We start from the raw sequence: 23,569 nt of genomic DNA, 5'->3' as shown, positions 1-23,569 counted from the left end.
CGTCGCGAAACGCGGCCGGTCCGGCGTCAAGGGATCAGATCAGCAATGCCGCCTCGGGCGCCGCGCCGCGCAGGAAGATCAGCGCCCCCTGCTCGCTGACGATCGGCATGTGCAGCACGTCCTGCCGGCCGAGGTGGAAGCCGCCGGCACCCACTTCGAGATCGCCGATGCGCAGGCTGCCTTCGAGCACCACGCATTCCTCGTCGATCGGGTGGCGGTGTGGCGGCAGGGTGGCGCCCGGCGCCAGTCGCACCAGGTAGGACATGATGCCCTCGTGCTCGTGCAGCACCTTCAGCGTCAGCCCGGGGCCGAAGGGCTGCCACTGGCCGTCGGCCGCACGCACCGTGACATGCCGTGCGCGCTGCGCTTCGGCCACGTGGGCCAGCAGCTTGCGCTTGACGCGCGCGATGCTCAGCGCATCGCCCGGCGAAGGGGCGCTGGCGCCCTGGTTCAGCATGTCGACGATGTCGGCATCCAGAACGGCACCGGCCTCGGAGGGTTCACCGGGGCGTGAAGGGTCTTGATGGTCGGTCATGGCGTGGTGGTTCCGGCCGTCATGCGGACATCAGATGACGCAGCTTCTGCTGGCCGCGCAGCAGCAGCGACTTCACGGTGCCCAGCGGCAGGCCGGTGACCTGCGCGGTGGCGGCATGCGAGAGCTCGCGGAAATAGGCCAGGCCCAGCACCCAGCGCTCCTGGGGCGACAGCGCGGCCAGCGCGTGGTACAGCCGGCTGCCGGCCTCGGCCAGGGCCAGCAGTTCGTCCGGGCCGGGCAGCTGCGAAGCCAGGCCGGCCAGCGTGAGTTCGTCGCTCTCGCCACCGGCCGCGGCCTCGCTGGCCTCGTGCGCCTGCGCGCGCCGCAGGTCGATCGCGCGGCTGCGCACGCGGGTCAGCAGCCAGGTCACCGCGCTGCCACGGCCGGCGTCGAAGCGCGGCGCCTCGCGCCAGCACTGGAAGTAGCTCTCGGCCAGCACGTCGTCGATGTCGGGCTCGCGCAGCAGCCGGCGCGCCAGCGCCTGCGCATAGCCGATCGTCGCGTCGTAGAAGCGCTCGAAAGCCTGCGCGTCGCCCTCGGCCGCCTGGGCCAGCCAGCCGGCCAGGCGTTGGTCGCGCTCGGCGCGCTCGGCGCGCGCCTGCTCCTCGGCGTGGCCGAGGGCCTGCGGGGCCGGCTCGGAGCGGGCGGGTTGCATCAGGAACTGGCGGGCGGCCGGCGGATACGACGGCGCGGATCTTGCCAGAGCCCGCCCGGCGCGACCAGCCGCGGCTGCAGGGGCGGGGAGGGGGGTCGGGGCGGGCGCGGCGGTGGGCCAGGCGGTGTTCATGGCACCCACTACGGGCGCAGGGTGCGCCTGGATTCGCATTCCCTCCTGCGCGCGGGGTTGCTGCCGCGGCAGCGGGCGCCGACCGCGCGTGCTGGAACGGATTCCCCCGAACTTTGCACTGCTTTACGTCAACGCAAACCCCCCGGGCCGGCGTTGCGTCAGCATGCATGCCATGTCTGCCGATGCCCTGAATCCGCCCCGTTCCCAGCGCCTCTGGCTGCTGGCCCCGCTGCTGTGCGCAGCGCTCAGCGGTTGCGTGGTCGCACCCGCTCATCGTCCGGTTTATTCCGCCGAAGGCCGGCGCGCGCCGCCGCCGGTGGTGGAAGAAGCGCCGATGTACTTCTACCCCGAGCGCGGCCAGCCCGACGAACTGCAGAGCCGCGATCGCTACGAGTGCTACCGCTGGGCCGCCCAGCAGACCAACACCGATCCTGGCATGACGCCGGTGCGCCAGGTGCGCGGCCCGACGATCATGCCGCCGGTGCGGGACGGGGCCGACGTGGTGGCCGGTGCCGCCACGGGTGCGGTGCTCGGCGCCGCGGTGTCCTCGCCGCGCCACGCTGGCGAGAACGCGGTGATCGGCGCGATCTTCGGCACCTTCCTGGGCGCGCTGGCGCAGGAGTCTCGGGCCCAGGCCATCGAACAGGCGCAGGCGCGCCAGCAGCAGGCGGCCGCCGCGTCGCGCGTGCCGACCGACAACTTCCGGCGCGCGATGGCGGCCTGCATGCAGGGCCGCGGCTACCGCATCGGCTGATGGCGGGCCGGAGCCAAGGAGAACCCACGATGCGCCGCTTTGCCTCTTTTGCCGCCACCGCGCTGGCTGCGGCCACGCTGGCCACCTTGCCACCCGCCCTGCAGGCCGCGCCGGGCGAAGGGCGCGACGCCCCGCCCGCCGGGGCGCCCCGCGCGGCGGGTCCCGGCCCGCACGAGGGCCGGGCACCCGGACCGGGTCTGCCGGAGGGTCGGGCCCCCGGGCCCGGTCCGCAGGAGGGCCGTGCGCCGGCGCCCGGTGTGCGCGAAGGCCGTGCCCCGGTGCCCGGTGCGCCGCACCGTGGCGAGCCGCCGCGCTGGTGGGACGGTGCGCATGGCCATGGCCATTACTACCCGACGCCGGGCTGGGCGGTGCGCACGTTGCCGCCGCATTCCCACACGGTGGTGTGGGCGGGCGTCAACTACGGCTTCTACGACGGCGTGTGGTACGCCCCCGGGCTGCATGGCTACACGGTGGTGCGCCCGCCCTACGGCATCATCGTCGACGACCTGCCGCTGTTCCGCACCATGGTCGTCATCGGCGGCCTGACCTACCTGTATGCCAATGGCGTGTACTACCGCGAGCGCGTCGAGGGCGGCTACGAGGTGGTGCCGACGCCCGTGGACGGTCGCCCGGCGCCGGTCTCCGGTCCGGCGAACGACAAGCTCTACGTCTACCCCCGTAACGGTCAAAGTGCGCAGCAGCAGTCCACCGACGAGTACGAGTGCCACCGCTGGGCCACGTCGCAGACCGGCTTCGACCCGACCGCCGCCGCGGTGGGCCAGCCCAGTGGCGATGCCAGCCGGCGCGGCGACTACCAGCGCGCCCGCACCGCCTGCCTGGAGGGCCGGGGCTACACCGTTCGTTGAGCGTGCCCCGCGCCGCACGCTACAGTGCGGCGATGCTTCGTCCTGCCTTCTTGCGCGCCGCGCTGCCGGCGCTGCTGCTGATCGGTGTTGGCCTGTTCGCCGCGCGCCCGGCGCCGGCGCAGCTGGCACCCTATTCCGAAGCGGTGGCCGCGCGCTTTCCAGCGCCCAGGCTCGACTACGAAGCCCCGGTGCTGGCCGACGGCCGTGACGACTTCAGCTCGAACGACGAACTGGCAGCCGTGCTGAACCGGCTGGCCCGGTCCGGCGGCAGCAACGGCACCCGCATCGAGGGGCTGGACCTCGGCCGCTCGCAGGAGGGGGTGACGATCCAGGCGCTGCGCTTCAGCCGCGGCGCCGGCCGGCCGGTGGTGCTGCTGATCGGCCAGCAGCATGGCGACGAGCCGGCCGGTGCCGAAGCGCTGCTGGTGATCGCCCGCGCGCTGGCGGGCGAGGCCACGGCCGGCCCTTCGCTCGCGGCGCTGCTGGACCGCATCGACGTGATCGTGCTGCCGCGCGCCAATCCCGATGGTGCGGCCTGGGGCCGGCGCGTGGCAGCCAATGGCTTCGACATCAACCGTGACCACCTGCTGCTGCGCACGCCCGAGTCGCAGGCCATCGCCAGGCTGGTGCGCGAGCACCGGCCCGTGGTGGTGGTGGACGCCCACGAGCACACGGTGGTCGGCCGCTACCGCGAGAAGTTCAACGCGGTGCAGCGCAACGACATGCTGCTGCAGTACGCGATGGCGGCGAACCTGCCCCCGGCCCTGAGCCGCGCCAGCGAAGACTGGTTCCGCCAGCCGGTGCTGGCGGCGCTGGCCGCCCAGGGCCTGCGCACCGAGTGGTACTACACCAATTCCACCGCGCCCGGGAACCTGCGCCTGTCGATGGGCGGCGTGCAGCCGGACACCGGCCGCAACGTCAATGGCCTGCGCCACGCGGTGAGCCTGCTGCTGGAAACACGCGGCGTCGGCATCGGCCGCCTGCACCTGGCGCGGCGCATGCAGGCCCATGTGGTGGCCTTGCGCACGGTGCTGGCCAGCGCGGCCGACCACGCCGCCGACCTGCAGGCACTGCAGGCGGCGGCCGATGCCGAGGTGGCGGCCACCGCCTGCCGTGGCAGCGTGGTCGTGGCCGCGACGACCACGCCGACCCGACGCGAACTGCTGATGCTGGACCCGGACACCGGCGCCGACAAGCCGCTGCAGGTGGACTGGGACTCGGCACTGCAACTGCGCACGCAGCTCGAGCGGCCGCGCCCCTGCGGCTACTGGCTGGCCGCCGACGAGACCGCCGCGGTGTCGGCCTTGCGGGCCCTGGGGCTGCGCGTGCAGACGCTGGACAAGCCGCTGGCACTGCAGGCCGAGGCCTGGGTCGAACAGGCCCGCGGCGAGATGGCCCGGCCCGACGTGCGCGGCAGCGTGGCCGACGGGCGGCAGACGATCCTGCGCGTGCAGGCCAGTCTGGCGCCGTCGCATGCCTTCCGCGCCGAGCCCGGCAGCCACTACGTGCCGCTGGACCAGCCGTATGCCAACCTGGCGATCGCGGCGCTGGAGCCGGACACGCAGAACAGCTTCTTCGCCAACCGGGTGCTGACCCGGCTGGATGCGGCGATGCGCGTGACGGTGCGGCCCGAGGGCTTCTGAAGCCCGGGTCCCGGCGGCCCCGGTGGCCGCACCGGATGCGTATTAGCGTTTGCCGCCGCCCAGCAGCGAGCCCAGCACGCCGCGGATGATTTCCCGGCCGACGCTGGAGCCGATCGAGCGCATCGCCGAGCGCGCTGCCGATTCGGCCAGCCCTTCGTGGCGGCCGCCGCGCGGGCCTGTGCTGCCGAACAGCACGCTCTTCAGGCCGTCCAGCATGCCGGGGCCGGCTGGGGCTGGCGCAGGGGCCGGGCCCGCCGTGGGGACGTTGGCCTGCGGCGGCAGCATGGTCCCGCCAGGCGCCTGCTGCTGCGGCGGCAGGGGCGCGGACTGCGGCGCTGGCGCCGAGGCGGCCGCGCGGCCCTTGAGCTTCTCATAGGCCGATTCGCGGTCGATCACCTTCTCGTAGACGCCGGCCACCAGCGAGCTGCTGCGCAGCGCCTGCCGCTGCTCGGGCGTGATCGGGCCGATCTGGCTGCCCGGGGGCAGCACGAACACGCGCTCGGTGACGCTGGGCCGGCCCTTGGCGTCCAGGAAGCTGATCAGCGCCTCGCCGACCGCGAGCTCGGTGATGGCCGTGGCCATGTCGCCGAGGGCGGGGTTCTGGCGCATCGTCTCGGCGGCGGACTTCACCGCCTTCTGGTCGCGCGGCGTGAAGGCGCGCAGCGCATGCTGCACCCGGTTGCCCAGCTGCGCGAGCACGGTGTCGGGCACGTCCAGCGGGTTCTGCGTCACGAAATAGACGCCCACGCCCTTGCTGCGCACCAGCCGCACGACCAGCTCGATGCGCTCGACCAGCGCCGCGGGCGCGTCCTTGAACAGCAGGTGCGCCTCGTCGAAGAAGAACACCAGCTTGGGCTTCTCGAGGTCGCCCACCTCGGGCAGCAGCTCGAACAGCTCGGACAGCATCCACAGCAGGAAGGTGGCGTACAGCCGCGGCGCGGTCATCAGCTGGTCTGCCGCGAGGATGTTGATGACGCCTTGACCCTCGACCGTCTGCATGAAGTCGGCGATGTCCAGCATCGGCTCGCCGAAGAACTTGTCGCCGCCCTGCTGCTCGATCGTGAGCAGGCCGCGCTGGATCGCGCCGATCGATGCGGCGCTGACATTGCCGTATTCGGTGGTGAACTCGCTGGCGTTGTCGCCCACGTGCTGCAGCATCGCGCGCAGGTCCTTCAGGTCCAGCAGCGCGAGGCCGTTGTCGTCGGCGATCTTGAACACCAGGTTCAGCACGCCGGACTGGGTTTCGTTCAGCGCCAGCATGCGCGACAGCAGCAGCGGGCCCATGTCCGAGACGGTCGCGCGCACCGGATGGCCGTCCTTGCCGAACACGTCCCACAGCGTGGCCGGGCAGGGCGCATGCACCGGCTCGGGCAGGCCGCGTTCCTTCAGGATGGCGGCCATCTTCGGGCTCAGCGAGCCGGTCTGCGTGATGCCGGTGAGGTCGCCCTTCACGTCGGCCATGAACACCGGCACGCCGATGCGGCTGAAGTTCTCGGCCAGCGTCTGCAAGGTGATGGTCTTGCCGGTGCCGGTGGCGCCGGTGATCAGCCCGTGCCGGTTGGCCAGCGCGGGCAGCAGTTCGCAACGGATGTCGCCGTGTTGGGCGATCAGCAGGGGGTCGGCCATGGTCGGGTCGCAGCGCGGATGAAGGTTGGCGGTGAGTCTAGTGGAGCAGTGCCTTCGCGGCCTCGATGCGCAGCGCCAGCGGCACGCTGTCGTCGTTCATCACGCGCAGCAGGAAGGCGCGCGGTTCGTCGGCAAGGGGCGTGGCGGCCGTCGGGCCCGCGGGCCCGGCCGGCGCGGCCGCAGCCGGCGGTGCCAGCGTGGCCAGGCTGGTGGCCAGCCCGTCGGCCGGCAGGCTGCTCAAGGCGGCCAGCAGCTTGGCCTGGCCGTCTTCGCTCGGCGGCATGTCCAGCCACGGGGTTTCCGAGAAGATCGGGGCCAGGTCGGCTGCGACGAAGGCCGACCAGCGGCTGCCGTCGGGCTGCGGCGCGGGCACGCAGGCCAGTTCCGCCGGCGGCGCGCTGGCCGCGTCGGCGCCAGGCCACAGCACCAGGCGGTGGCGCGCCACGGCGGGCAGGTAGCGCTGCCGCAGCGCCTCCAGAAACCGGTGCGCCTGCGTGGCGGGCACCGGTGCCGGCGCCGAGAACCACAGCTGCAGCCCGTCCTGGCCCGACACCGCGATGGCCGGCGCCGGCAGCCCCAGGTCGGCCTGCACGCCGCGCCACACCGCGCGCAGCGGTTCCCAGTCGGCCGGCCCCCGCAGCATCAGCACCATCGCGCGCACATGGCCCCCGGCGTCCTGCAGGTCGGCCATCGTCGCGGGCCGGTCCGGCGCCTGGGCGGGGTCGGGCAGGAAGAGCCGGGCGAATGCGCTGCGCAGCGGGTTCATCGGGCAGGTCCTCTCAGGCGATCACCAGCATCGGTTCGGACGTCGCGGCCTCGACGCGGCCGATCTCCGCCGCGGCGTCGAAGCCATGGCGGCGGAACACCGCCAGCACCTCGGGCACGGTCTCGGGATCGCACGAGACCAGCAGGCCGCCGCTGGTCTGCGGATCGGTCAGCAAGGCCTGCGCGGTGGGGTCGAAGCCGGCCGGCAGCGACACCTGCCGTCCATAGCCGGCCCAGTTGCGGCCCGAGGCGCCGGTGACCAGCCCGCGCGCCGCCAGCTCGGCCACGCCCGGCAGCAGCGGCACGCGCGACCAGTCGATGCGCAGCCGGCAGCCGGCGCCGCGCGCCAGTTCCAGCGCATGCCCGGCCAGCCCGAAGCCGGTGACGTCGGTCAGCGCATGCACGCCGGGCAGCGCGGCGAGCGCGGGCCCGGGCGTGTTGAGCTGGGTGGTCGTCGCGATCATGCGGGCATAGGCCTCGGGCGGCAGCTGCTCCTTCTTCAGCGCCGCCGACATCACGCCCACGCCCAGCGGCTTGCCCAGCACCAGCGCATCGCCGGGCTGCGCGTCGGCATTGCGGCGGATGCGCGAAGGGTGCGCCAGCCCCATCACCACCAGGCCGTAGATCGGTTCGACCGAATCGATGCTGTGACCCCCGGCGATCGGGATGCCGGCGGCCTGGCACACGGACGCGCCGCCTTCGAGGATGCGCGCGATGGTGGCCGGCGACAGCACGCTGATCGGCATGCCCACCAATGCCAGCGCCATGATCGGCGTGCCGCCCATGGCATACACGTCGCTGATCGCGTTGGTCGCGGCGATGCGGCCGAAGTCGTGCGGGTCGTCGACGATCGGCATGAAGAAGTCGGTGGTGGCGATCAGCGCCTGCTCGCTGTTGAGCTGGTAGACCGCCGCGTCGTCGGCGGTGGCAATGCCCACCAGCAACTGCGGCGGCACCGGCAGCGCGGCGGTGCCCTGGAGCATCTCGGACAGCAGGCCCGGCGCGATCTTGCAGCCGCAGCCGCCGCCGTGCGAGAGCGAGGTGAGTCGGGGTTCGGGGGTCGTCATGGTCGGTCGGGATCGAGGCAGTCGTTGTTGCGCGGCAGCATAGCGGCGGCCTGCGGGATACCCCGCTGGGTAGAATCCCGGGTTCCGCACAGACAGCGCGCCATCTGCAGCCATGCTTGGCTGCGAGCGTGCGCCACGAGAGAGAGACGACATGGCCGGACATTCCAAATGGGCCAACATCCAGCATCGCAAAGGCCGCCAGGACGAGAAGCGCGGCAAGGTCTGGACCCGTGTGATCCGCGAAATCATGGTCGCCGCGCGCCAGGGCGGCGGTGACATCACGGCCAACCCGCGGCTGCGGCTGGCGGTCGACAAGGCCAAGGCCGCGAACATGCCGGCCGACACCGTCAAGCGCAACATCGACAAGGCCACCGGCAACCTCGAGGGCGTGAGCTACGAGGAAATCCGCTACGAGGGCTATGGCATCGGCGGCGCCGCGATCATCGTCGACTGCATGACCGACAACCGCGTGCGCACCGTGGCCGAGGTGCGGCATGCCTTCAGCAAGTACGGCGGCAACCTGGGCACCGAGGGTTCGGTGGCCTTCCAGTTCAAGCATTGCGGCCAACTGATCTTCGCGCCCGGCACCAGCGAGGACAAGGTGATGGAAGTGGCGCTCGAGGCCGGCGCCGAGGACGTGATCACCGGCGACGACGGCGCGATCGAGGTGCTGAGCGCGCCGGCCGACTTCGAGGCGGTGAAGAACGCGCTCGAGGCCGCCGGCCTGAAGCCGGAACTCGCCGAGGTGACGATGCGCGCCGAGAACACCATCGCGCTCGAAGGCGAGGACGCGCAGCGCATGCAGAAGCTGCTGGACGTCATCGAGGATCTGGACGACGTGCAGGACGTGTTCCACAACGCTGAAATCTCCGAATGAAGGTGCTCGTGATCGGCGGCGGCGGCCGCGAACACGCGCTGGCCTGGAAGCTGGCGCAGAGCCCGCGCGTGCAGCGCGTGTTCGTGGCGCCGGGCAATGGCGGCACGGCGCGCGACAAGCGGCTCGAGAACGTGCCGATCACCGCGCCCGAGGCGCTGGCCGACTTTGCCGAGCACGAGAAGGTCGGCCTCACCGTGGTCGGCCCCGAGGCGCCGCTGGCCGCCGGCGTGGTGGACGTGTTCCGCGCGCGCGGCCTGCGCATCTTCGGCCCCAGCAAGGCGGCCGCGCAGCTGGAAAGCTCGAAGGCCTTCGCGAAGGACTTTATGCAGCGCCACGGCATTCCCACCGCGCTGTACGCCACCTTCAGCGATGCGGCGCAGGCCCATGCGCATGTCGACAAGGTCGGTGCGCCGATCGTCATCAAGGCCGACGGCCTGGCCGCCGGCAAGGGCGTGGTGGTGGCCACCAGCCTCGAAGAGGCGCACCAGGCCATCGACTTCATGCTGGTCGACAACACCCTCGGCGTGCAGCACAACGCCGGTGGTGCGCGGGTGGTGATCGAGGAGTGCCTGCAGGGCGAGGAAGCCAGCTTCATCGTGCTGGTCGATGGCCACCACGTGCTCCCGCTGGCTTCGAGCCAGGACCACAAGCGCCTGCAGGACGGCGACCTCGGCCCCAACACCGGCGGCATGGGCGCCTATTCGCCCGCGCCGGTGGTCACGCCCAACGTGCATGCGAAGGCGATGCACGAGATCATCCTGCCCACCGTGGCCGGCATGGCCAAGGATGGCATCCCGTTCACCGGCTTCCTCTATGCCGGGCTGATGATCGACGCCAACGGCCACCCGAAGACGCTGGAATTCAACACCCGCATGGGCGACCCCGAGACGCAGCCGATCCTGATGCGCCTGAAGAGCGACCTGCTCGAGGTGCTGCTGCACGCCACCGACGGCACGCTCGACCAGGTCGAGCTGCAGTGGGACCGCCGTTTCGCGCTGGGCGTGGTGATGGCCGCGGCCGGCTACCCGCAGGCGCCGCGCAAGGGCGATGCCATCACCGGCCTGCCCGAGGACACCGAGGATGCGGTGGTGTTCCACGCCGGCACGGCGCTGGAAGACGGCGAGGTCCGTGTCACCGGCGGCCGCGTGCTTTGCGTCACTGCGCTGGGCGACTCGGCCAGGCTGGCGCAGGCGCGGGCCTACGAGGCCTTGCGCAGCATCCAGTTCGACGGCGCCCAGTACCGTCGCGACATCGGCCACCGCGCGATCAAGCGCTGACCCCGGACGCCCTCCGCATGACCCCCAACGGTGCCATGGACGCCAATGCCGTCCGCAATTACCTGCTGGACCTGCAATCGCGCATCGTGCGCACGATGCAGCAGGTCGATGGCAAGCCCTTCACCACCGACGCCTGGACCCGCGAGCCCGGCGGCCGCCTGACCGGCGACGGCCGCACCCAGCTGGTGGAAGAGGGCGGCCTGCTGGAGCGCGGCGGCTGCAACTTCAGCCACGTGCTGGGGGCCACGCTGCCGCCTTCGGCCACGCAGCACCGGCCCGAGCTGGCCGGCGCACCGTTCGAGGCGATGGGCGTCTCGCTGGTGTTCCACCCGCGCAACCCGCATGTGCCCACGGTGCACATGAACGTGCGCATGTTCGCGGCGCTGCCCGAAGGCCGCCCGCCGGCAGTGTGGTTCGGCGGCGGCATGGACCTGACGCCCTACTACGCCCACGAGGAAGACGCGCGCCATTTCCACCGCGTCTGCCGCGACGCGCTGCAGCCCTTCGGCGACACGCTGTACCCGCGCTTCAAGCGCTGGTGCGACGAATACTTCTTCCTGAAGCACCGCAACGAGCCGCGCGGCATCGGCGGCATCTTCTTCGACGACTTCAACGAGCTCGGCTTCGAGCAGAGCTTCGCGATGCTGCGTGCGGTGGGCGACGCCTTCCTGCCGGCCTACCTGGCCATCGTCGAGCGCCGCCGCGACATGCCCTACACCGAGGCCCAGCGCGACTTCCAGGCCTACCGGCGCGGACGCTATGTCGAGTTCAACCTGGTGTTCGACCGCGGCACGCTGTTCGGCCTGCAATCCGGCGGCCGCACCGAGAGCATCCTGATGTCGATGCCGCCGGTCGTGAAGTGGCGCTACGACTGGCATCCCGAGCCCGGCAGCCCCGAGGCCCGGCTCTACGAAGACTTCCTGCGGCCCCGGGATTGGGCCGCATGACGCCGCGCGATTCGCGCGCTATATTGCCTCGCACCAGCCCCGACGCGGGGCGATCCAGGAGCTGAATGGACATTCGCAAGCTGCAACGCGCCATCGTCGATGGCCTCGAGGACGTGAAGGCCCAGAACATCGTGGTCTTCAACACCGAGCACCTGTCACCGCTGTTCGAGCGGGTGATCATCGCCTCGGGCACCAGCAACCGCCAGACCAAGGCGCTCGCCTCCAGCGTGCGCGGCGCGGTCAAGTCGCAGGGGCTGCCGGTGCTGAGCACCGAAGGTGGCGAGAACGGCGAGTGGATCATCAAGCCGGTGAAGCTCAAGCTCGCGGCCGAGGGCGCGAAGGGCCTGGTCAAGGCCTCGTCGGACGGCGACGACGACGAAGACGCGCCGGCGCCGAAGAAGGCGGCCGCCGCCAAGTCCGCGGCGAAAAAGCCTGCGGCGAAGAAGGCGGCAGCGGCCCGGACCGCGAGCGCAGAGTCGCCGGCGGCCAGGAAGACCGGCGCGCGCAAGTCGGCGCTCGAGGCCCAGCGCGCTGTGTCGAAGCAGCCGCCGGGCGCCAAGAAGGCGCCGGCCGCGAAGAAGGCCGCCGCCAAGGTCAGCACGGTGAAGGTCGGGGTGCCGAAGAAGGCGCCCGCGAAAGCGCCGATGAAGGCGCCGGTGAAAGCGCCGGTGAAAGCGGCGTCCGCCAGGACGGCCGCCGCGAAGAAGGCTGCGCCGCGCAAGACCGCCGCGAAGCCCTGATGCAGCTGCTGCTGGCGGCCGTCGGCCAGCGCCAACCGGCCTGGGCCGGCACCGCCTACGAGGAGTTCGCCAAGCGCTTCCCGCCCGAGATGCGCCTGGTGCTGAAGGCCGTGAAGGCCGAGCCGCGCGTCAGCGGCAAGACCGCCGCGCAGCTGATGTCCGCCGAAGCGCAGCGGCTCGAAGCCGCCTGCCTCAAGGGCGCGCGCCGCGTGGTGCTGGACGAACGCGGCAGCCGGCTCACCACCGCGCAGCTGGCCGAGCGGTTGCAGGCCTGGCGCGCCGACGGTCGCGACGTGGTGCTGCTGATCGGCGGGCCCGACGGGCTCGACCCCGCGCTGAAGGCCACCGCCGACGAGACCCTGCGCCTGTCCGACCTGACCTTGCCGCACGCCTTCGTGCGCGTGCTGCTGGCCGAGGCGCTGTACCGCGCCTGGTCGCTGGGCACCGGCCATCCCTATCACCGAGAATGAGCGACCACCCGATGCGCCTGTACCTGGCCTCGCAAAGCCCGCGCCGGCGCCAGCTGCTCGACCAGCTGGGCGTGGCGCACGACCTGCTGCTGCCCGACGCGGACGAGGATGCCGAGCGCCTGGAGGCCGAGCGCGCCGGCGAATCGCCCGAGGACTACGTGCAGCGTGTGACGCTGGCCAAGCTGCGGGCCGCGCGCCAGCGCGCCAGCGCACGCGGCCTGCCGCCGCAGCCCATCCTGGCGGCGGACACCACCGTGGCGCTGGGGCGCCGCATCTTCGCCAAGCCCGCCGATGCCGCGGATGCGCGCCGCATGCTGCGGGCGCTGTCCGGCCGCACGCACCGCGTGCTCACCGCCGTGGCGCTGTGGGCCGGCCGCCGCACGCTGACCGCGCTTTCGAGCTCGAAGGTCCGCGTGGCGCCGATGACGGACGCTGCCATCGAGCGTTATGTCGCCAGCGGCGAACCCTTCGGCAAGGCCGGCGCCTACGCGATCCAGAGCCAGTACGCCGGCTGGATCGCCCATATCGAGGGCAGCTACTCCGGTATCATGGGTTTGCCTCTCTTCGAGACGGCCGAGTTGCTGAGGCAGGCGCGCTTCCCGATCTGACCATGCATGACATCCTGATCAACTGGGCGCCGCAGGAAACCCGCGTCGCGATCATCGAGAACGGCGCGGTGCAGGAACTGCACATCGAGCGTGCGCTCGAGCGCGGGCTGGTCGGCAACGTCTACCTCGGCAAGGTGGCGCGGGTGCTGCCCGGGATGCAGAGCGCGTTCATCGACGTCGGCCTCGAGCGCGCGGCCTTCCTGCATGTGGCCGACCTGCACGGCAGCGGCCACCACGGCCCGGCGCGCGGCGACGTGGCGGTGCCGGTGCCGATCGAGCGCCAGGTGTTCGAAGGCCAGACGCTCATGGTCCAGGTCATCAAGGACCCCATCGGCACCAAGGGCGCACGGCTGTCCACGCAGATCAGCATCGCCGGCCGCATGCTGGTGTTCCTGCCGCAGGACAACCACATCGGCATCTCGCAGAAGATCGGTTCGCCCGAGACGCGCGAACTGCTGCGCGCGCGGATGCAGCGCCTGGCCGCCACCCCGGCCGACACGCCCACCGGCGGCTTCATCCTGCGCACCAATGCCGAGGAAGCCACCGACGAGGAGCTGGCCGACGACATCGCCTACCTGCGCAAGGCCTGGGCCGCGATCCGCGCGCAGGGCCTGTCGCAGCCGCCGGGCACCTTGCTGCACCAGGACCTGAACCTCGCCGAGCGGGTGCTGCGCGACATCTCCACCGAGTCGACGCAGTCGATCCGCATCGACTCCAAGCTGCAGTTCGACGCGCTGAAGGCCTTCGGCGATGCCTACACCCCGTCGTCCTGCGCCAAGCTCGAGCACTACAAGGGCGAACGCCCGATCTTCGACCTGTTCGGCATCGAGGAAGAGATTGCACGCGCGCTGGCGCGCCGCGTGGACCTCAAGTCCGGCGGCTACCTGATCATCGACCAGACCGAGGCGCTGACCACGGTGGACGTCAACACCGGCGGCTTCGTCGGCGCGCGCAACTTCGACGACACCATCTTCAAGACGAACCTCGAAGCGGCCGGCGCCATCGCGCGCCAGCTGCGGCTGCGTAATTTGGGCGGCATCATCATCGTCGACTTCATCGACATGACGCGCGAGGAACACCAGCAGGCCGTGCTGGCCGAGTTCCGCAAGCAGCTCAGCAAGGACCGCACCAAGATCACCGTCTCCGGCTTCACGCAGCTCGGCCTGGTGGAGATGACGCGCAAGCGCACCCGCGAGAGCCTGGCCCACATGCTGTGCCAGCCTTGCCCCACCTGCGACGGCCGTGGCCAGGTGAAGACGGCGCGCAGCGTGTGCTACGACATCCTGCGCGAGATCCTGCGCGAGGCACGGCAGTTCAACCCGCGCGAGTTCCGCGTCGTCGCCAGCGCCACGGTGGTCGAGATGCTGCTCGACGAGGAAAGCCAGCACCTGGCCGGCCTCAGCGACTTCATCGGCAAGCCGATCTCGCTGAGCGCGGAGCCGTCGATGAATCCTGAGCAGTACGACATCGTCCTGCTGTAGCGCTTCACCCCCGGCCGCCCGCCGGCGAGGTCTGTCTTGCCGCCGTCCGGGCGGCATGCTGCAATCGTTGCCCCGATCCTTGCGAAGGAGCACTGCGATGACCGACTTCCGGGGCAAGCATGTCTGGTTCGAGCTGAACACCACCGACCTGAAGGCGGCCGAGGCCTTCTATGCGGCCGTCATGGACTGGGTGCCGCGCGATGCCGGCATGCCGGGCATGGCGTACACGATGGTCGGCCCGGCGGACCATGCGGTGGGCGGCATGATGGCCCTGACCGACGAGATGAAGGCGGGCGGCGCCTGCCCGGGCTGGACCGGCTATGTGGCGGTGGACGACGTGGACGCCGCCGCGGCGCTGGCGCAGCGCCTGGGCGGCCGGGGGATCGTGCCGCCGCAGGACATTCCGGGCGTGGGTCGCTTCGCCATCGTGTGCGACCCCCAGGGCGCCGTGCTGGCGCTGTTCAAGGGCGCGCCGTCCGAGGGCATGGCCCCGCCGCCAACGCCCGCGCCGGGCACGCCGGGCCACATCGGATGGCACGAGCTGCACACCACCCGCCTCGACGGCGCGCTGGCCTTCTACGGCGAACTGTTCGGCTGGCGCAAGGGCGAGACGATGGACATGGGCCCCAACGGCGTGTACCAACTGTTCGCCACCGGCGCCCAGGGCGACAACGCCGACGGCGGCATGGTCCTGAAGCAGCCTGACGCCCCGCGGCCGCACTGGCTGTACTACGTGAACGTGGCCAGCGTGGACACCGCGGTGGCGCGCATCCCGGCCGCGGGCGGCCGGGTGCTGATGGGCCCGCACCAGGTGCCCGGAGGCAGCTGGATCGTGCACGGCCTGGACCCGCAAGGCGCGGCGTTTGCCGTGGCGGGACCCCGCTGATGGCCGTGCCGGCCGATCACGGACCGCCCAGTTCGATGACGTGGAGCTGCGGGTCGATGCACTGCCGCGCCACGTCCACCAGATGCGCGTGGTGGGTGAGGAAGATCACCTGGGTCTTGCGCGCCAGCTCGCCCAGCGCCGCCAGGCCGGCACGCGAGCGGCTGTCGTGGAAGTTGACGAACAGGTCGTCCGCGATGAAGGGCAGCGGCCGGTCGGCGGCGATGTGCATCTCCAGCGCGGCCAGGCGCAGTGCCAGGAACAGCTGGTCGCGCGTGCCTTCGCTGAGGCCGCCGATGTCCACGCGCTCGCCGCTCGGGCGTAGCGCGATCAGCCGCGGCGGCGTGACCTCGAAGTCGGGCACCAGCCGGCTGAAGCTGCCGAGCGTGAGCTGCGCGAACAGCGCGCCCGCGCGTTGCAGCAGCGGCCCCTGCTTGCGCTCGCGGTAGCGGTCGATCGCCCAGCGCAGCAGGCGCGCGGCGGTGGCGACGGTGACGTAGCGCTCGGCCGCATCGCCCAGCTGGGCCAGCGCTTCCAGGCGCTTGGACTCGGCCACCGCGGCGTCGGCACCGCCGCGCATGCGGTCGAGCTCGGCCTGGGCCTGTGCCTCTTCGCCGGCCAGGCGGGCGCGCTGGTCCACCACGGTGGCCAGTTGCGCATCCAGCGCTTCCAGCTGCGCCGGCAGCGTCGCGGGCGACACCGCATCGCATTCGGCGAGCAGGGCCTCCAGCGCCAGGCCGTCGCCGGCATCGACGATGGCCTGGCGGTGCTGCTGCTCCTGCTCGTGTAGCATGCGGCGGCGGTCGCAGTCGGCAATCTGCGCGCGGACCACGGCGGCATCGTCGCTGCGGGCCAGCTGGTACAGCCCGTCCAGCGTGGCCTGGGTGGCGGCCAGCGTGGCCTCGGCACTGCGCAGGGCGGCCGCGCTGGCCTCGCGCTCGGCCGTCAGGCGCTGGCGCTCCTGCCGTGCCTCGCGCGCCCGCTGCAGGCGCTGCAGCAGGGCGCCGGCCAGCGCGAACGGGTCCTGCCCGTCGTCGTCGGGCAGGCCCAGCGCCGCCCGCAGCGCCTGCGCCGCCGCGTGGAGCTCGGCCAGGTCCCGTTGCATCGTGCCGATGCGCTGCTGGCGCCACGTGTCCACCTGGCCCAGCAGGTCGATCACCTGCCCGGCCAGTTCAATCGCCGGGCCGGCCGCATCAGGCGTTATCACGCCCCCGTCCAGCGCGGCGGCAGCGGCGGCCTGCTGCCACCGCGCCTGCCATTGCGCGAGCGCGGTGGACCGGCTCTGCAGCAGCTGCTGCTGGTGATGGCATTCGGCCTCGGCGTCCGAGCGCTGGCGGGCCTGCATCTCGGCGCCGGCCCGGGCATTGCGCTCGGCATCGAGCAGCTGCTCGGCCTGGGCGCACAGCGCGGCGAGGCGGCTGCCCTCTTCGGGCGCGCTGCCGGACGCCTGCAGTGCCGCGCGCAGGGCCGTGGCGGCGGCCTGCTCGGCCTGCTGTTCGGCGGCCAGGGCCTGGGTGTGGCTGTCGAGCTGGGCGGCGGCCTCGAGCGCGGCACGGCGGTCGGCCAACCAGCCGGACAGCCCCAGCAAGGCCATGCCGGGCAGGCCGGCGGCCGCCATGCGGGCGGCCCATCGGGCATCGAACGCGGCCAGGGCGGCCGCGGCGTCGTCCTGCTGCTGCTGGCGGGCCTGCGCGGCCGCGGCATCACGGTCCTGCGCCTGGCGCAGGCTGTCGAGCCGGGCCGCCGCCTCGGCATGGTCGCGCTGGCGATCCACCAGGCGGTCCGCTTCGGCGATGGCCTGGTCCAGTCGTGGCGCGCCGGTGGCCAGCGGTTCCTGCTGCGTCTTGATGCGATCCCACCAGGCGTCGCGCGCCGCGCGGGCCTGCAGCACCTCGGGCAGCGTCACCACGCTGTGGCTGGCGCTGAACTGCGCGAGGGCCAGTGCCGACTGGCGCGCCTGCTCCTGGGCCTGGGCCTGCTGCTGGCGGGCGGCATCGAGCCCGGCGGCCAGCGTGGCGCGAGCGTCCTTCAGCGCTGCCAGTTCTTCTTCGGCCGGCACGGCCAGCGCGGCCAGCGCCGCCGGTTCCATGTGCCAGGTCGACAGCGCCGACAAGGCCGCGGCCAGGCGGCCGCGGGCCTCGCCGAGGGTGGCTTCGAGCGCGCGTTGCCGGGTGGCGCTGGCCTTGAAGGGCTGGGCGTCCTGCAGCGCCGCGGCGAGCGCGGGCGACAGCGGCGCCGCGGCCGGACCGGCCTGCTGCCGCTGCAGCCGATCGAGTGCGGCCTGCGCGCGGTCCAGGCTGTCCTGGGCCGACTGCTGGCCCTGCGCCAGGGCGCCGCGCTGCTGCAGCAACGCGAGCAATGTCTTCAGGGCCAGCGGCGTGGGCAGGCGCGCCCGCAGGGCCGCTTCGTCCGTGGGCCAGCCCAGCTGCTGCGCGCGGGCCGCGGCGTCGCGCAGCCGGGCCTGCACGTCCTGCTCGGCATGCGCGATGTCGCGCGGATGGTTGAGGCAGGCCTGGCCCGCAGCGGCCAGGGCCTCCACCGCCGTGTCCAGCGTGAGGATGGCGTCGTCGACGGCCAGCGCGTCGAGCCGGGCCTGCAGGTCCTGCGTCCGCTCGCGATGCAGGGCCCGCGCGGTGCCCTGCGTGGCCAGCGCCACTTCGCCATCGGCCAGCCGGCGCGCCGCGTCTTCCGGGAAGGCCACCGTGCCGGCCAGGGCCTGCAACTGGGCCTGGGCATCGCGCAGCTGTGCCACGCGCGGGGCAATGCGCCGGATGCGTTCCAGCTGCTGTCGCGCGGCGGACAGGCTGCGGTACTGCTCGGAGGCCGCCTGCCGCGCGGCCTGCACCGAGGCCAGCTGCGCCGTGGCGGCGGACCAGCTGCGCGTGTGCACGGTCGCGGCGCGCAGTGCCTGGCGCGCCGCCTCGTGGCGCTCCAGCGCCTGGTAGAACAGACGGTCGCCAGACTTGCGCGGGGCGTAGAGCCTGTTCGCTTCCTCGGCCAGCGCATCGCGCACGCTGCCCAGGCTGGACAGCCCCGCGGCCGACTGGAACAGCAGCTGACCGACATCGTCGGACGCCTCCAGGATCGTCTGACCGCCGGCCAGCAGGCCCGCCAGGTCCAGGCAGAACATGCGGTTGAACAAGGCCTCGCCGGTGTCGCCCAGATGCGCGGCCAGCGCCGTGTCGGGCAGCGCTTCGTCGTCGGGGCGCCGAAGCGACTTGCGGCTGCGCGAGCGGTGGAAGGCCAGGCTGCCGGCGGCGGACTCGACCACCGCGCCCAGCCGCAGCTCGGACACCGGATGCAGGAAGGCCATCTCGCTGCGCAAGGCCATGCCGAACAGCAGCTCGGACACCGCGCGCCGCAGCGTCGACTTGCCGGCTTCGTTGGCGCCGACGACCAGGTGGAAGTCGCAGTCGCGGCGCGGAAAGTCCAGCACCTGGTCGGTGAAGCGCCCGTAGCGGATCAGGGACAGCTGTTGCAGCCGCACCGGCTCACTCCTTCATCGCCAGGCGCGCCAGCAGGCCGGGCACCACCTGCTCGAACACCGCGGCCAATTCACCTTCGCGTGCACTGCGCAGCACCGGCACCTCGGCCAACAGCTCGGGCGCCTTGCCGAGCATCTGGCTGAAGTCGTCGCGCAGCTCGCGCTGCAGCGATTCGTCGTGGCGCGCCTCGGCCAGCAGCGCGGCCAGCTCGGCCAGCGCGTCGGCGCCCAGGCCGCCGGCCGCCGGCGCCTGGCCGGGCCGGGTGGCGAGCTTCACTTTCTCCAGCCACAGCCGTTCGGGGCCGATGGCGCTGATTTCGGCCAGCACATGCGCCCGCAGGTCGAGCTCGCGCTGGAACAGCTCGCCATGGATCGGGCTCTCGCCGACGAAGCTGACGCGCAAGGCACGCGGCACCTGGGCATCGGTCTGCAGCAGCTGCGCCAGCGCGCGCTGCGTGGCGCGGCCCACGTCGTCCAGCGTGGTGCAGGCCGACAGGTCCACCGCCAGGTGTTCCCAGCGCAGCAGGTCGATGTACAGGCGCTCCACCCGCGGCACGCGGTCTTCGCCCACCGTCACCATCACCGCGCCGCGGCGCCCGGTTTCGCGGATGCTGCGGCCCTGCAGGTTGCCGGGAAAGCAGATCGTCGAGCGCCCGGTCCAGACCTTGTGCTCGTGCACGTGGCCCAGCGCCCAGTAGTCGTAGTCCTTGGCCTGCAGCTCGGCCAGCGTGCAGGGGGCGTAGCTGGCATGCTCGCTGTGGCCTTCCAGCGCGGTGTGCAGCACGCCGATGTTGAAGTGGTCGCGCAGCGGCGGGCCATAGCCGGCGGCCAGGTTCTCGGTGGTGTCGCGCTCCCGGAAGCTGCGGCCGTGCAGGGCCACCTTCAGCGGCTCGATCGTGTGCACCTGGCACTCGGCGGCCGAGAAGCGGCGCACGTTGTCCGGCAGGCGCAGCGCGCGCGTCATGTGGCTCTCGGCATCGTGGTTGCCGAACAGCACGAACGCGGGGATGCCCGCGCGCTGCAGCCGGCCCATCTCGGCGCAGAAGAACAGGCCGGTGTTGAAGTCGGGCCAGTCGCCGTCGTACAGGTCGCCGGCGATCACGATGAAGTCCACCCGCTCCTCGATGGCGGTGCTGATCAGCTGGCTGAAGGCTTCGCGCGTGGCGCCGCGCAGCTGCTCGGCCGGCGCGTCCTGGTAGGCGCTCAGCCCGCGCAGGGGGCTGTCCAGGTGGATGTCGGCGGCGTGGATGAAGCGCAAGGGCAGGGGCTCCGTGGGGCAATCGGCTGGTGCGAGTCGGGTCGTGCGAGTCGGGAACTGTATCGGCTGCCAGGGGCCTTTGCCTGTCGCGCGTGGGGTCATGCTTGACCTTGCCACGATGGCAAGGTTCAGAATGCGGCGCTTGGTCAACGGCTGCGTGCTAACCTGGATTCGTGAAGACTGCCCGCCTCTGGCTCCTGGTGCTGCTGGCGCTGCTGCTGCCCTTGCGGGGCGCGCTGGCGGCAGCCATGCTGTGCCCGGTGGCGGCGGTCGACCTGCAGCCCGTTGGCCTGCAGGGGCCCGAGCATCGTCACACCGATCATCACCCGGCCCAACATGCAAAAGACGCGGCCAGCGTGTCGGTGCAGGCGGGTCATTCGCACGATCACCCGCACGACCAGCACCACGACCAGCACCACGACCACGGCAGTGGTGGCGCGGGCAAGTGCAACACCTGTTCGGCCTTCTGCTCGGTGACGCCCCTGCCCACGCCCGACGCGGTGTGGCCGGTGCCGGCCGCTGCGTCGCCCATCCGATTCCCCGACCTGGCGGCGCCCTTGGCGGGCTTCGTGCCGGCAGGCCTGGAACGCCCACCCCGCGCCGCCTGAGCCTTGCGCCGGGCCTCGTGCCGAGGCCTGCCTGCGCCTGTGCCGCCGGGGGGTGGCACGGGCTGTGGCCGGCGGCCCTGTCCGCCGGCGATTCACCTGGGTTCACGTCATGACTTTCCTGCGTTCCGCCGCGGCAGCCGCTGCGCTGCTGGTATTGGCCGGCTGCGCGTCGTTCTCGCCCGATGGCGGCTTCGACACCGTCGCGCAACTCAGCCGCGAACGCATCGGCCAGACGCCGGTGCTGCAGCGCGGCGTCGAGCCTTCCGCCACCGTCCGCGCGCGCGTGGCCGAACTGCTGGGCCAGCCGCTCAGTGCCGATGCGGCGGTCGAGCTGGCCCTGCTCAACCACCGGGGCCTGCAGGCCCGCTATGCCGAGCTGGGCATTGCCGAGGCAGACCTGGTGCAGGCCGGCCGCCTGGCCAACCCTGCGCTGCGCTTTGGCCGCCTGGCGGGCGGCGCTGCGGTCGAGATCGATCGGGCCGTGATGTTCGACGTGCTGGGCCTGCTGACGATGCCGCTGGCCCGCCAGGCCGAGCAGCAGCGCTTCGAACAGGCACAGCTGCGCGCCGCGGCCGACACGGTCAGCCTGGCCATCGAGGTGCGCAAGGCCTTCTTCGAGGCGGTGGCGGCGCAGCAGCTGCTGGGCTACCAGGGGCAGGTGAAGCAGGCGGCCGATGCCTCGGCCGAGCTGGCGCGGCGCATGCTGGCCGCCGGCAATTTCAACAAGCTCTCGCAGATGCGCGAGCAGGCGTTCCAGGTCGATGCGGTGGCCCAGCTGGGCCGGGCCCAGCATCAGCAGGTGGCCACCCGCGAGCGGCTGACGCGGCTGCTCGGGCTGGACGGCGTGACGCAGGCCTTCACGCTGCCCGAGCGCCTGCCCGATCTGCCCGAGCTGCCTGCCGCGAGCACCGAGCAGGCCCAGCTCGAGCAGCGCGCGATGGACAAGCGGCTCGATGTGCTGATGGCGCGCCGCGCCACCGCAGCCACCGCCAGCGCGCTGGGCCTGAGCCGCGCGACGCGTTTCGTCAACGTGCTGAATGCGGGCTATCAGAACCAGAGCAGCAGCGGCGAGCCGCGCCGCAATGGCTACGAGATCGAGCTGATGCTGCCGTTGTTCGACTTCGGCAGCGCGCGTGTCGCGCGGGCCGAGAGCGTGTACCTGCAGGCGCTGCACCAGGCCGCGCAGGTGGCCACCGACGCACGATCGCAGGTGCGCGAGGCGCATTCGGCCTACCGCAGCGCCTACGCGCTGGCACGCCACTACCGCGACGAGCTGGTGCCGCTGCGCAAGCGCATCTCGGAAGAAAACCTGCTGCGCTACAACGGCATGCTCGGCAGCGTGTTCGAGCTGCTGGCCGATGCACGCGAGCAGATCGCCGGCGTGACCGGCGCGGTGGAAGCCCAGCGCGACTTCTGGCTCGCCGATGCGCAGCTGCAGGCCGCCCTGGCCGGTGCCACGCCGGCCCCGTGACCGATCTCGAAGGACTCTTGCCATGACCACCCCCCGCAACACCCGCCGCGGCTTCTTCCAGGCCGCCGGTGCCACGCTGCTGGGCGCCGCGGCCGTCAGCCGCGCCGGCGCGGCACTGCTGCCCGAAGCCGCCGTGCAGTCCAGCGCCACGATGCAGCCGCCGCCGCTGCCACCGAACGGCCGGCCGTTCCAGCCCATCGTCACGCTCAACGGCTGGTCCTTGCCCTGGCGCATGAAGGACGGCGTCAAGGAATTCCACCTCGTGGCCGAGCCGGTGCTGCGCGAAATCGCGCCCGGCATGACGGCGAAGCTCTGGGGCTACAACGGCCAGAGCCCGGGCCCGACCATCGAGGCGGTGGAAGGCGACCGCGTGCGCATCTTCGTCACCAACAAGCTGCCCGAGGTCACCACGGTGCACTGGCATGGCGTGCTGCTGCCCTCGGGCATGGATGGCGTCAGCGGCCTGACGCAGCCGCCCATCGGCGTGGGCCAGACCTGGCTGTACGAGTTCGTGCTGCAGCGCTCGGGCACCTTCATGTACCACCCGCATGCCGACGAGATGGTGCAGATGGCGATGGGCATGATGGGCCTGTTCATCGTGCACCCGAAGGATCCGCGGCAGTACAAGGTGGACCGCGACTTCGGCTTCATCCTGAACGCCTACGACATCGAGCCCGGCAGCGCCACGCCGCGCGTCAACACCATGCTGGACTTCAACCTGTGGACCTGGAACAGCCGCGCCTTTCCCGGGATAGACCCCTTCGTGGCGCGCACCGGGGATCGCGTGCGCATCCGCGTCGGCAACCTGACGATGACCAACCACCCGATCCACATGCACGGCCCGCACTTCGAGGTCACCGGCACCGATGGCGGCTGGGTGCCGAAGTCGGCCCGCTGGCCGGAGGTGACCACCGACGTGGCGGTGGGCCAGATGCGCGCCTTCGAGTTCGACGCGGTGGCCGGCGACTGGGCGATCCACTGCCACAAGTCGCACCACACGATGAACGCGATGGGCCATGGCGTGCCGACGATGATCGGCGTCGACCACCGCGACGTGGTCGAGAAGATCACCGGCCTGGTCCCCGACTACATGGTGATGGGCGACAAGGGCATGCACGACATGGCCGAGATGGAGATGCCATTGCCGGACAACACGCTGCCGATGATGACCGGCCAGGGCCCGTTCGGCCCGGTGGGCATGGGCGGCATGTTCAGCGTGGTGAAGGTGCGCGACGACGTGAAGCGCGGCGACTACCGCGACCCCGGGCCGTACCCGCATCCCAAGGGCACGCTGGCCAGCGAGTACACCGCCGAGCTGCCGCCGCCCGTGCGCGCAGCCGCACCGAGGCCCGACGACAAGGCGATGCAGGTGCGCAAGCCCAGCGGCCACGAAGGGCACCAGGGCCATTGATGTTGCCGGAC

21 protein-coding genes are annotated in these 23,569 nt (G+C 72.1%); 14 read left to right on the top strand and 7 right to left on the bottom strand.

Annotated features, from left to right (window positions below; genetic code table 11):
* Positions 1-34 precede the first annotated feature (34 nt).
* Positions 35-535 carry a cupin domain-containing protein gene (locus ACILR4_RS03215; RefSeq protein WP_395699380.1) on the bottom strand — a complete coding sequence of 167 codons (501 nt, stop codon included), beginning with the start codon at positions 533-535 and terminating at the stop codon, positions 35-37.
* A gap of 19 nt (positions 536-554) precedes the next feature.
* Entirely contained in the window at positions 555-1,190 is a 636-nt protein-coding gene (locus tag ACILR4_RS03210; protein WP_395699379.1) for an RNA polymerase sigma factor, read from the bottom strand.
* Positions 1,191-1,494: 304 nt separating this feature from the next.
* Here ACILR4_RS03210 and ACILR4_RS03205 point away from each other — a divergent pair, with 304 nt between their 5' ends.
* From ACILR4_RS03205 to ACILR4_RS03195, 3 genes are read left to right on the top strand one after another with little or no spacing between them, the layout of a single operon-like run.
* Positions 1,495-2,076, top strand: coding sequence for a YMGG-like glycine zipper-containing protein (locus tag ACILR4_RS03205; protein ID WP_395699378.1), 582 nt, complete (start codon positions 1,495-1,497; stop codon positions 2,074-2,076).
* A 29-nt stretch (positions 2,077-2,105) separates the two neighbouring features.
* Entirely contained in the window at positions 2,106-2,942 is an 837-nt protein-coding gene (locus tag ACILR4_RS03200; protein ID WP_395699377.1) for a DUF6515 family protein, read from the top strand.
* 32 nt (positions 2,943-2,974) lie between these two features.
* Entirely contained in the window at positions 2,975-4,585 is a 1,611-nt protein-coding gene (locus tag ACILR4_RS03195) for a M14 family metallocarboxypeptidase (RefSeq protein ID WP_395699376.1), read from the top strand.
* Between the two features lie 42 nt (positions 4,586-4,627).
* On the opposite strand, the gene ACILR4_RS03190 is transcribed toward ACILR4_RS03195, so the two are convergent.
* The 3 genes from ACILR4_RS03190 to selD are packed head-to-tail and all read right to left on the bottom strand — an operon-like array spanning position 4,628 to position 8,043.
* Entirely contained in the window at positions 4,628-6,211 is a 1,584-nt protein-coding gene (locus tag ACILR4_RS03190; protein ID WP_395699375.1) for a helicase HerA-like domain-containing protein, read from the bottom strand.
* A gap of 37 nt (positions 6,212-6,248) precedes the next feature.
* A complete protein-coding gene (locus tag ACILR4_RS03185) occupies positions 6,249-6,977 on the bottom strand; it encodes a hypothetical protein (protein ID WP_395699374.1) in 729 nt (242 codons plus the stop codon).
* A 13-nt stretch (positions 6,978-6,990) separates the two neighbouring features.
* Positions 6,991-8,043, bottom strand: a complete 1,053-nt coding sequence (selD, locus tag ACILR4_RS03180) for a selenide, water dikinase SelD (protein WP_395699373.1) — start codon at positions 8,041-8,043, stop codon at positions 6,991-6,993.
* 151 nt (positions 8,044-8,194) lie between these two features.
* On the opposite strand from selD, the gene ACILR4_RS03175 reads away from it, so the two are divergent.
* The 8 genes from ACILR4_RS03175 (at position 8,195) to ACILR4_RS03140 (ending at position 15,329) form a co-directional block, all read left to right on the top strand.
* Positions 8,195-8,920 carry a YebC/PmpR family DNA-binding transcriptional regulator gene (locus tag ACILR4_RS03175; RefSeq protein WP_395699372.1) on the top strand — a complete coding sequence of 242 codons (726 nt, stop codon included), beginning with the start codon at positions 8,195-8,197 and terminating at the stop codon, positions 8,918-8,920.
* Positions 8,917-10,197, top strand: coding sequence for a phosphoribosylamine--glycine ligase (purD, locus tag ACILR4_RS03170; protein WP_395699371.1), 1,281 nt, complete (start codon positions 8,917-8,919; stop codon positions 10,195-10,197). Before ACILR4_RS03175 ends, purD begins: the two co-directional genes overlap by 4 nt.
* Before the next feature lie 17 nt (positions 10,198-10,214).
* Complete coding sequence (gene hemF, locus ACILR4_RS03165) at positions 10,215-11,144, top strand: oxygen-dependent coproporphyrinogen oxidase (RefSeq protein ID WP_395699370.1); 930 nt, start codon at positions 10,215-10,217, stop codon at positions 11,142-11,144.
* Positions 11,145-11,209: 65 nt separating this feature from the next.
* Positions 11,210-11,884, top strand: a complete 675-nt coding sequence (gene rsfS / locus ACILR4_RS03160; protein ID WP_395699369.1) for a ribosome silencing factor — start codon at positions 11,210-11,212, stop codon at positions 11,882-11,884.
* Positions 11,884-12,354, top strand: coding sequence for a 23S rRNA (pseudouridine(1915)-N(3))-methyltransferase RlmH (rlmH, locus tag ACILR4_RS03155; protein ID WP_395699368.1), 471 nt, complete (start codon positions 11,884-11,886; stop codon positions 12,352-12,354). Before rsfS ends, rlmH begins: the two co-directional genes overlap by 1 nt.
* A complete protein-coding gene (locus ACILR4_RS03150; protein WP_395699367.1) occupies positions 12,351-12,962 on the top strand; it encodes a Maf family protein in 612 nt (203 codons plus the stop codon). The genes rlmH and ACILR4_RS03150 overlap by 4 nt, the downstream gene beginning before the upstream one ends.
* A gap of 2 nt (positions 12,963-12,964) precedes the next feature.
* Entirely contained in the window at positions 12,965-14,443 is a 1,479-nt protein-coding gene (gene rng, locus ACILR4_RS03145; RefSeq protein WP_395699366.1) for a ribonuclease G, read from the top strand.
* A gap of 97 nt (positions 14,444-14,540) precedes the next feature.
* Positions 14,541-15,329, top strand: a complete 789-nt coding sequence (locus ACILR4_RS03140; protein WP_395699365.1) for a VOC family protein — start codon at positions 14,541-14,543, stop codon at positions 15,327-15,329.
* 16 nt (positions 15,330-15,345) lie between these two features.
* Here the strand turns inward: ACILR4_RS03140 and ACILR4_RS03135 are convergent, their stop codons facing one another.
* Positions 15,346-18,813, bottom strand: a complete 3,468-nt coding sequence (locus ACILR4_RS03135; RefSeq protein ID WP_395699364.1) for an AAA family ATPase — start codon at positions 18,811-18,813, stop codon at positions 15,346-15,348.
* Positions 18,814-18,817: 4 nt separating this feature from the next.
* Entirely contained in the window at positions 18,818-20,068 is a 1,251-nt protein-coding gene (locus ACILR4_RS03130; RefSeq protein ID WP_395699363.1) for an exonuclease SbcCD subunit D, read from the bottom strand.
* A 173-nt stretch (positions 20,069-20,241) separates the two neighbouring features.
* Here ACILR4_RS03130 and ACILR4_RS03125 point away from each other — a divergent pair, with 173 nt between their 5' ends.
* From ACILR4_RS03125 to ACILR4_RS03115, 3 genes are all read left to right on the top strand, one after another.
* Entirely contained in the window at positions 20,242-20,676 is a 435-nt protein-coding gene (locus tag ACILR4_RS03125; protein WP_395699362.1) for a hypothetical protein, read from the top strand.
* A 109-nt stretch (positions 20,677-20,785) separates the two neighbouring features.
* Positions 20,786-22,147 (top strand): TolC family protein, encoded by a 1,362-nt coding sequence (locus tag ACILR4_RS03120; protein ID WP_395699361.1) that lies wholly within the window; start codon positions 20,786-20,788, stop codon positions 22,145-22,147.
* A 22-nt stretch (positions 22,148-22,169) separates the two neighbouring features.
* Positions 22,170-23,558 carry a multicopper oxidase family protein gene (locus ACILR4_RS03115; RefSeq protein ID WP_395699360.1) on the top strand — a complete coding sequence of 463 codons (1,389 nt, stop codon included), beginning with the start codon at positions 22,170-22,172 and terminating at the stop codon, positions 23,556-23,558.
* Positions 23,559-23,569: the final 11 nt, after the last annotated feature.

The organism is Aquabacterium sp. (assembly GCF_044226965.1).
Lineage (GTDB): Bacteria > Pseudomonadota > Gammaproteobacteria > Burkholderiales > Burkholderiaceae_C > Pseudaquabacterium.
This window is presented reverse-complemented; position numbering and strand designations above follow the sequence as displayed.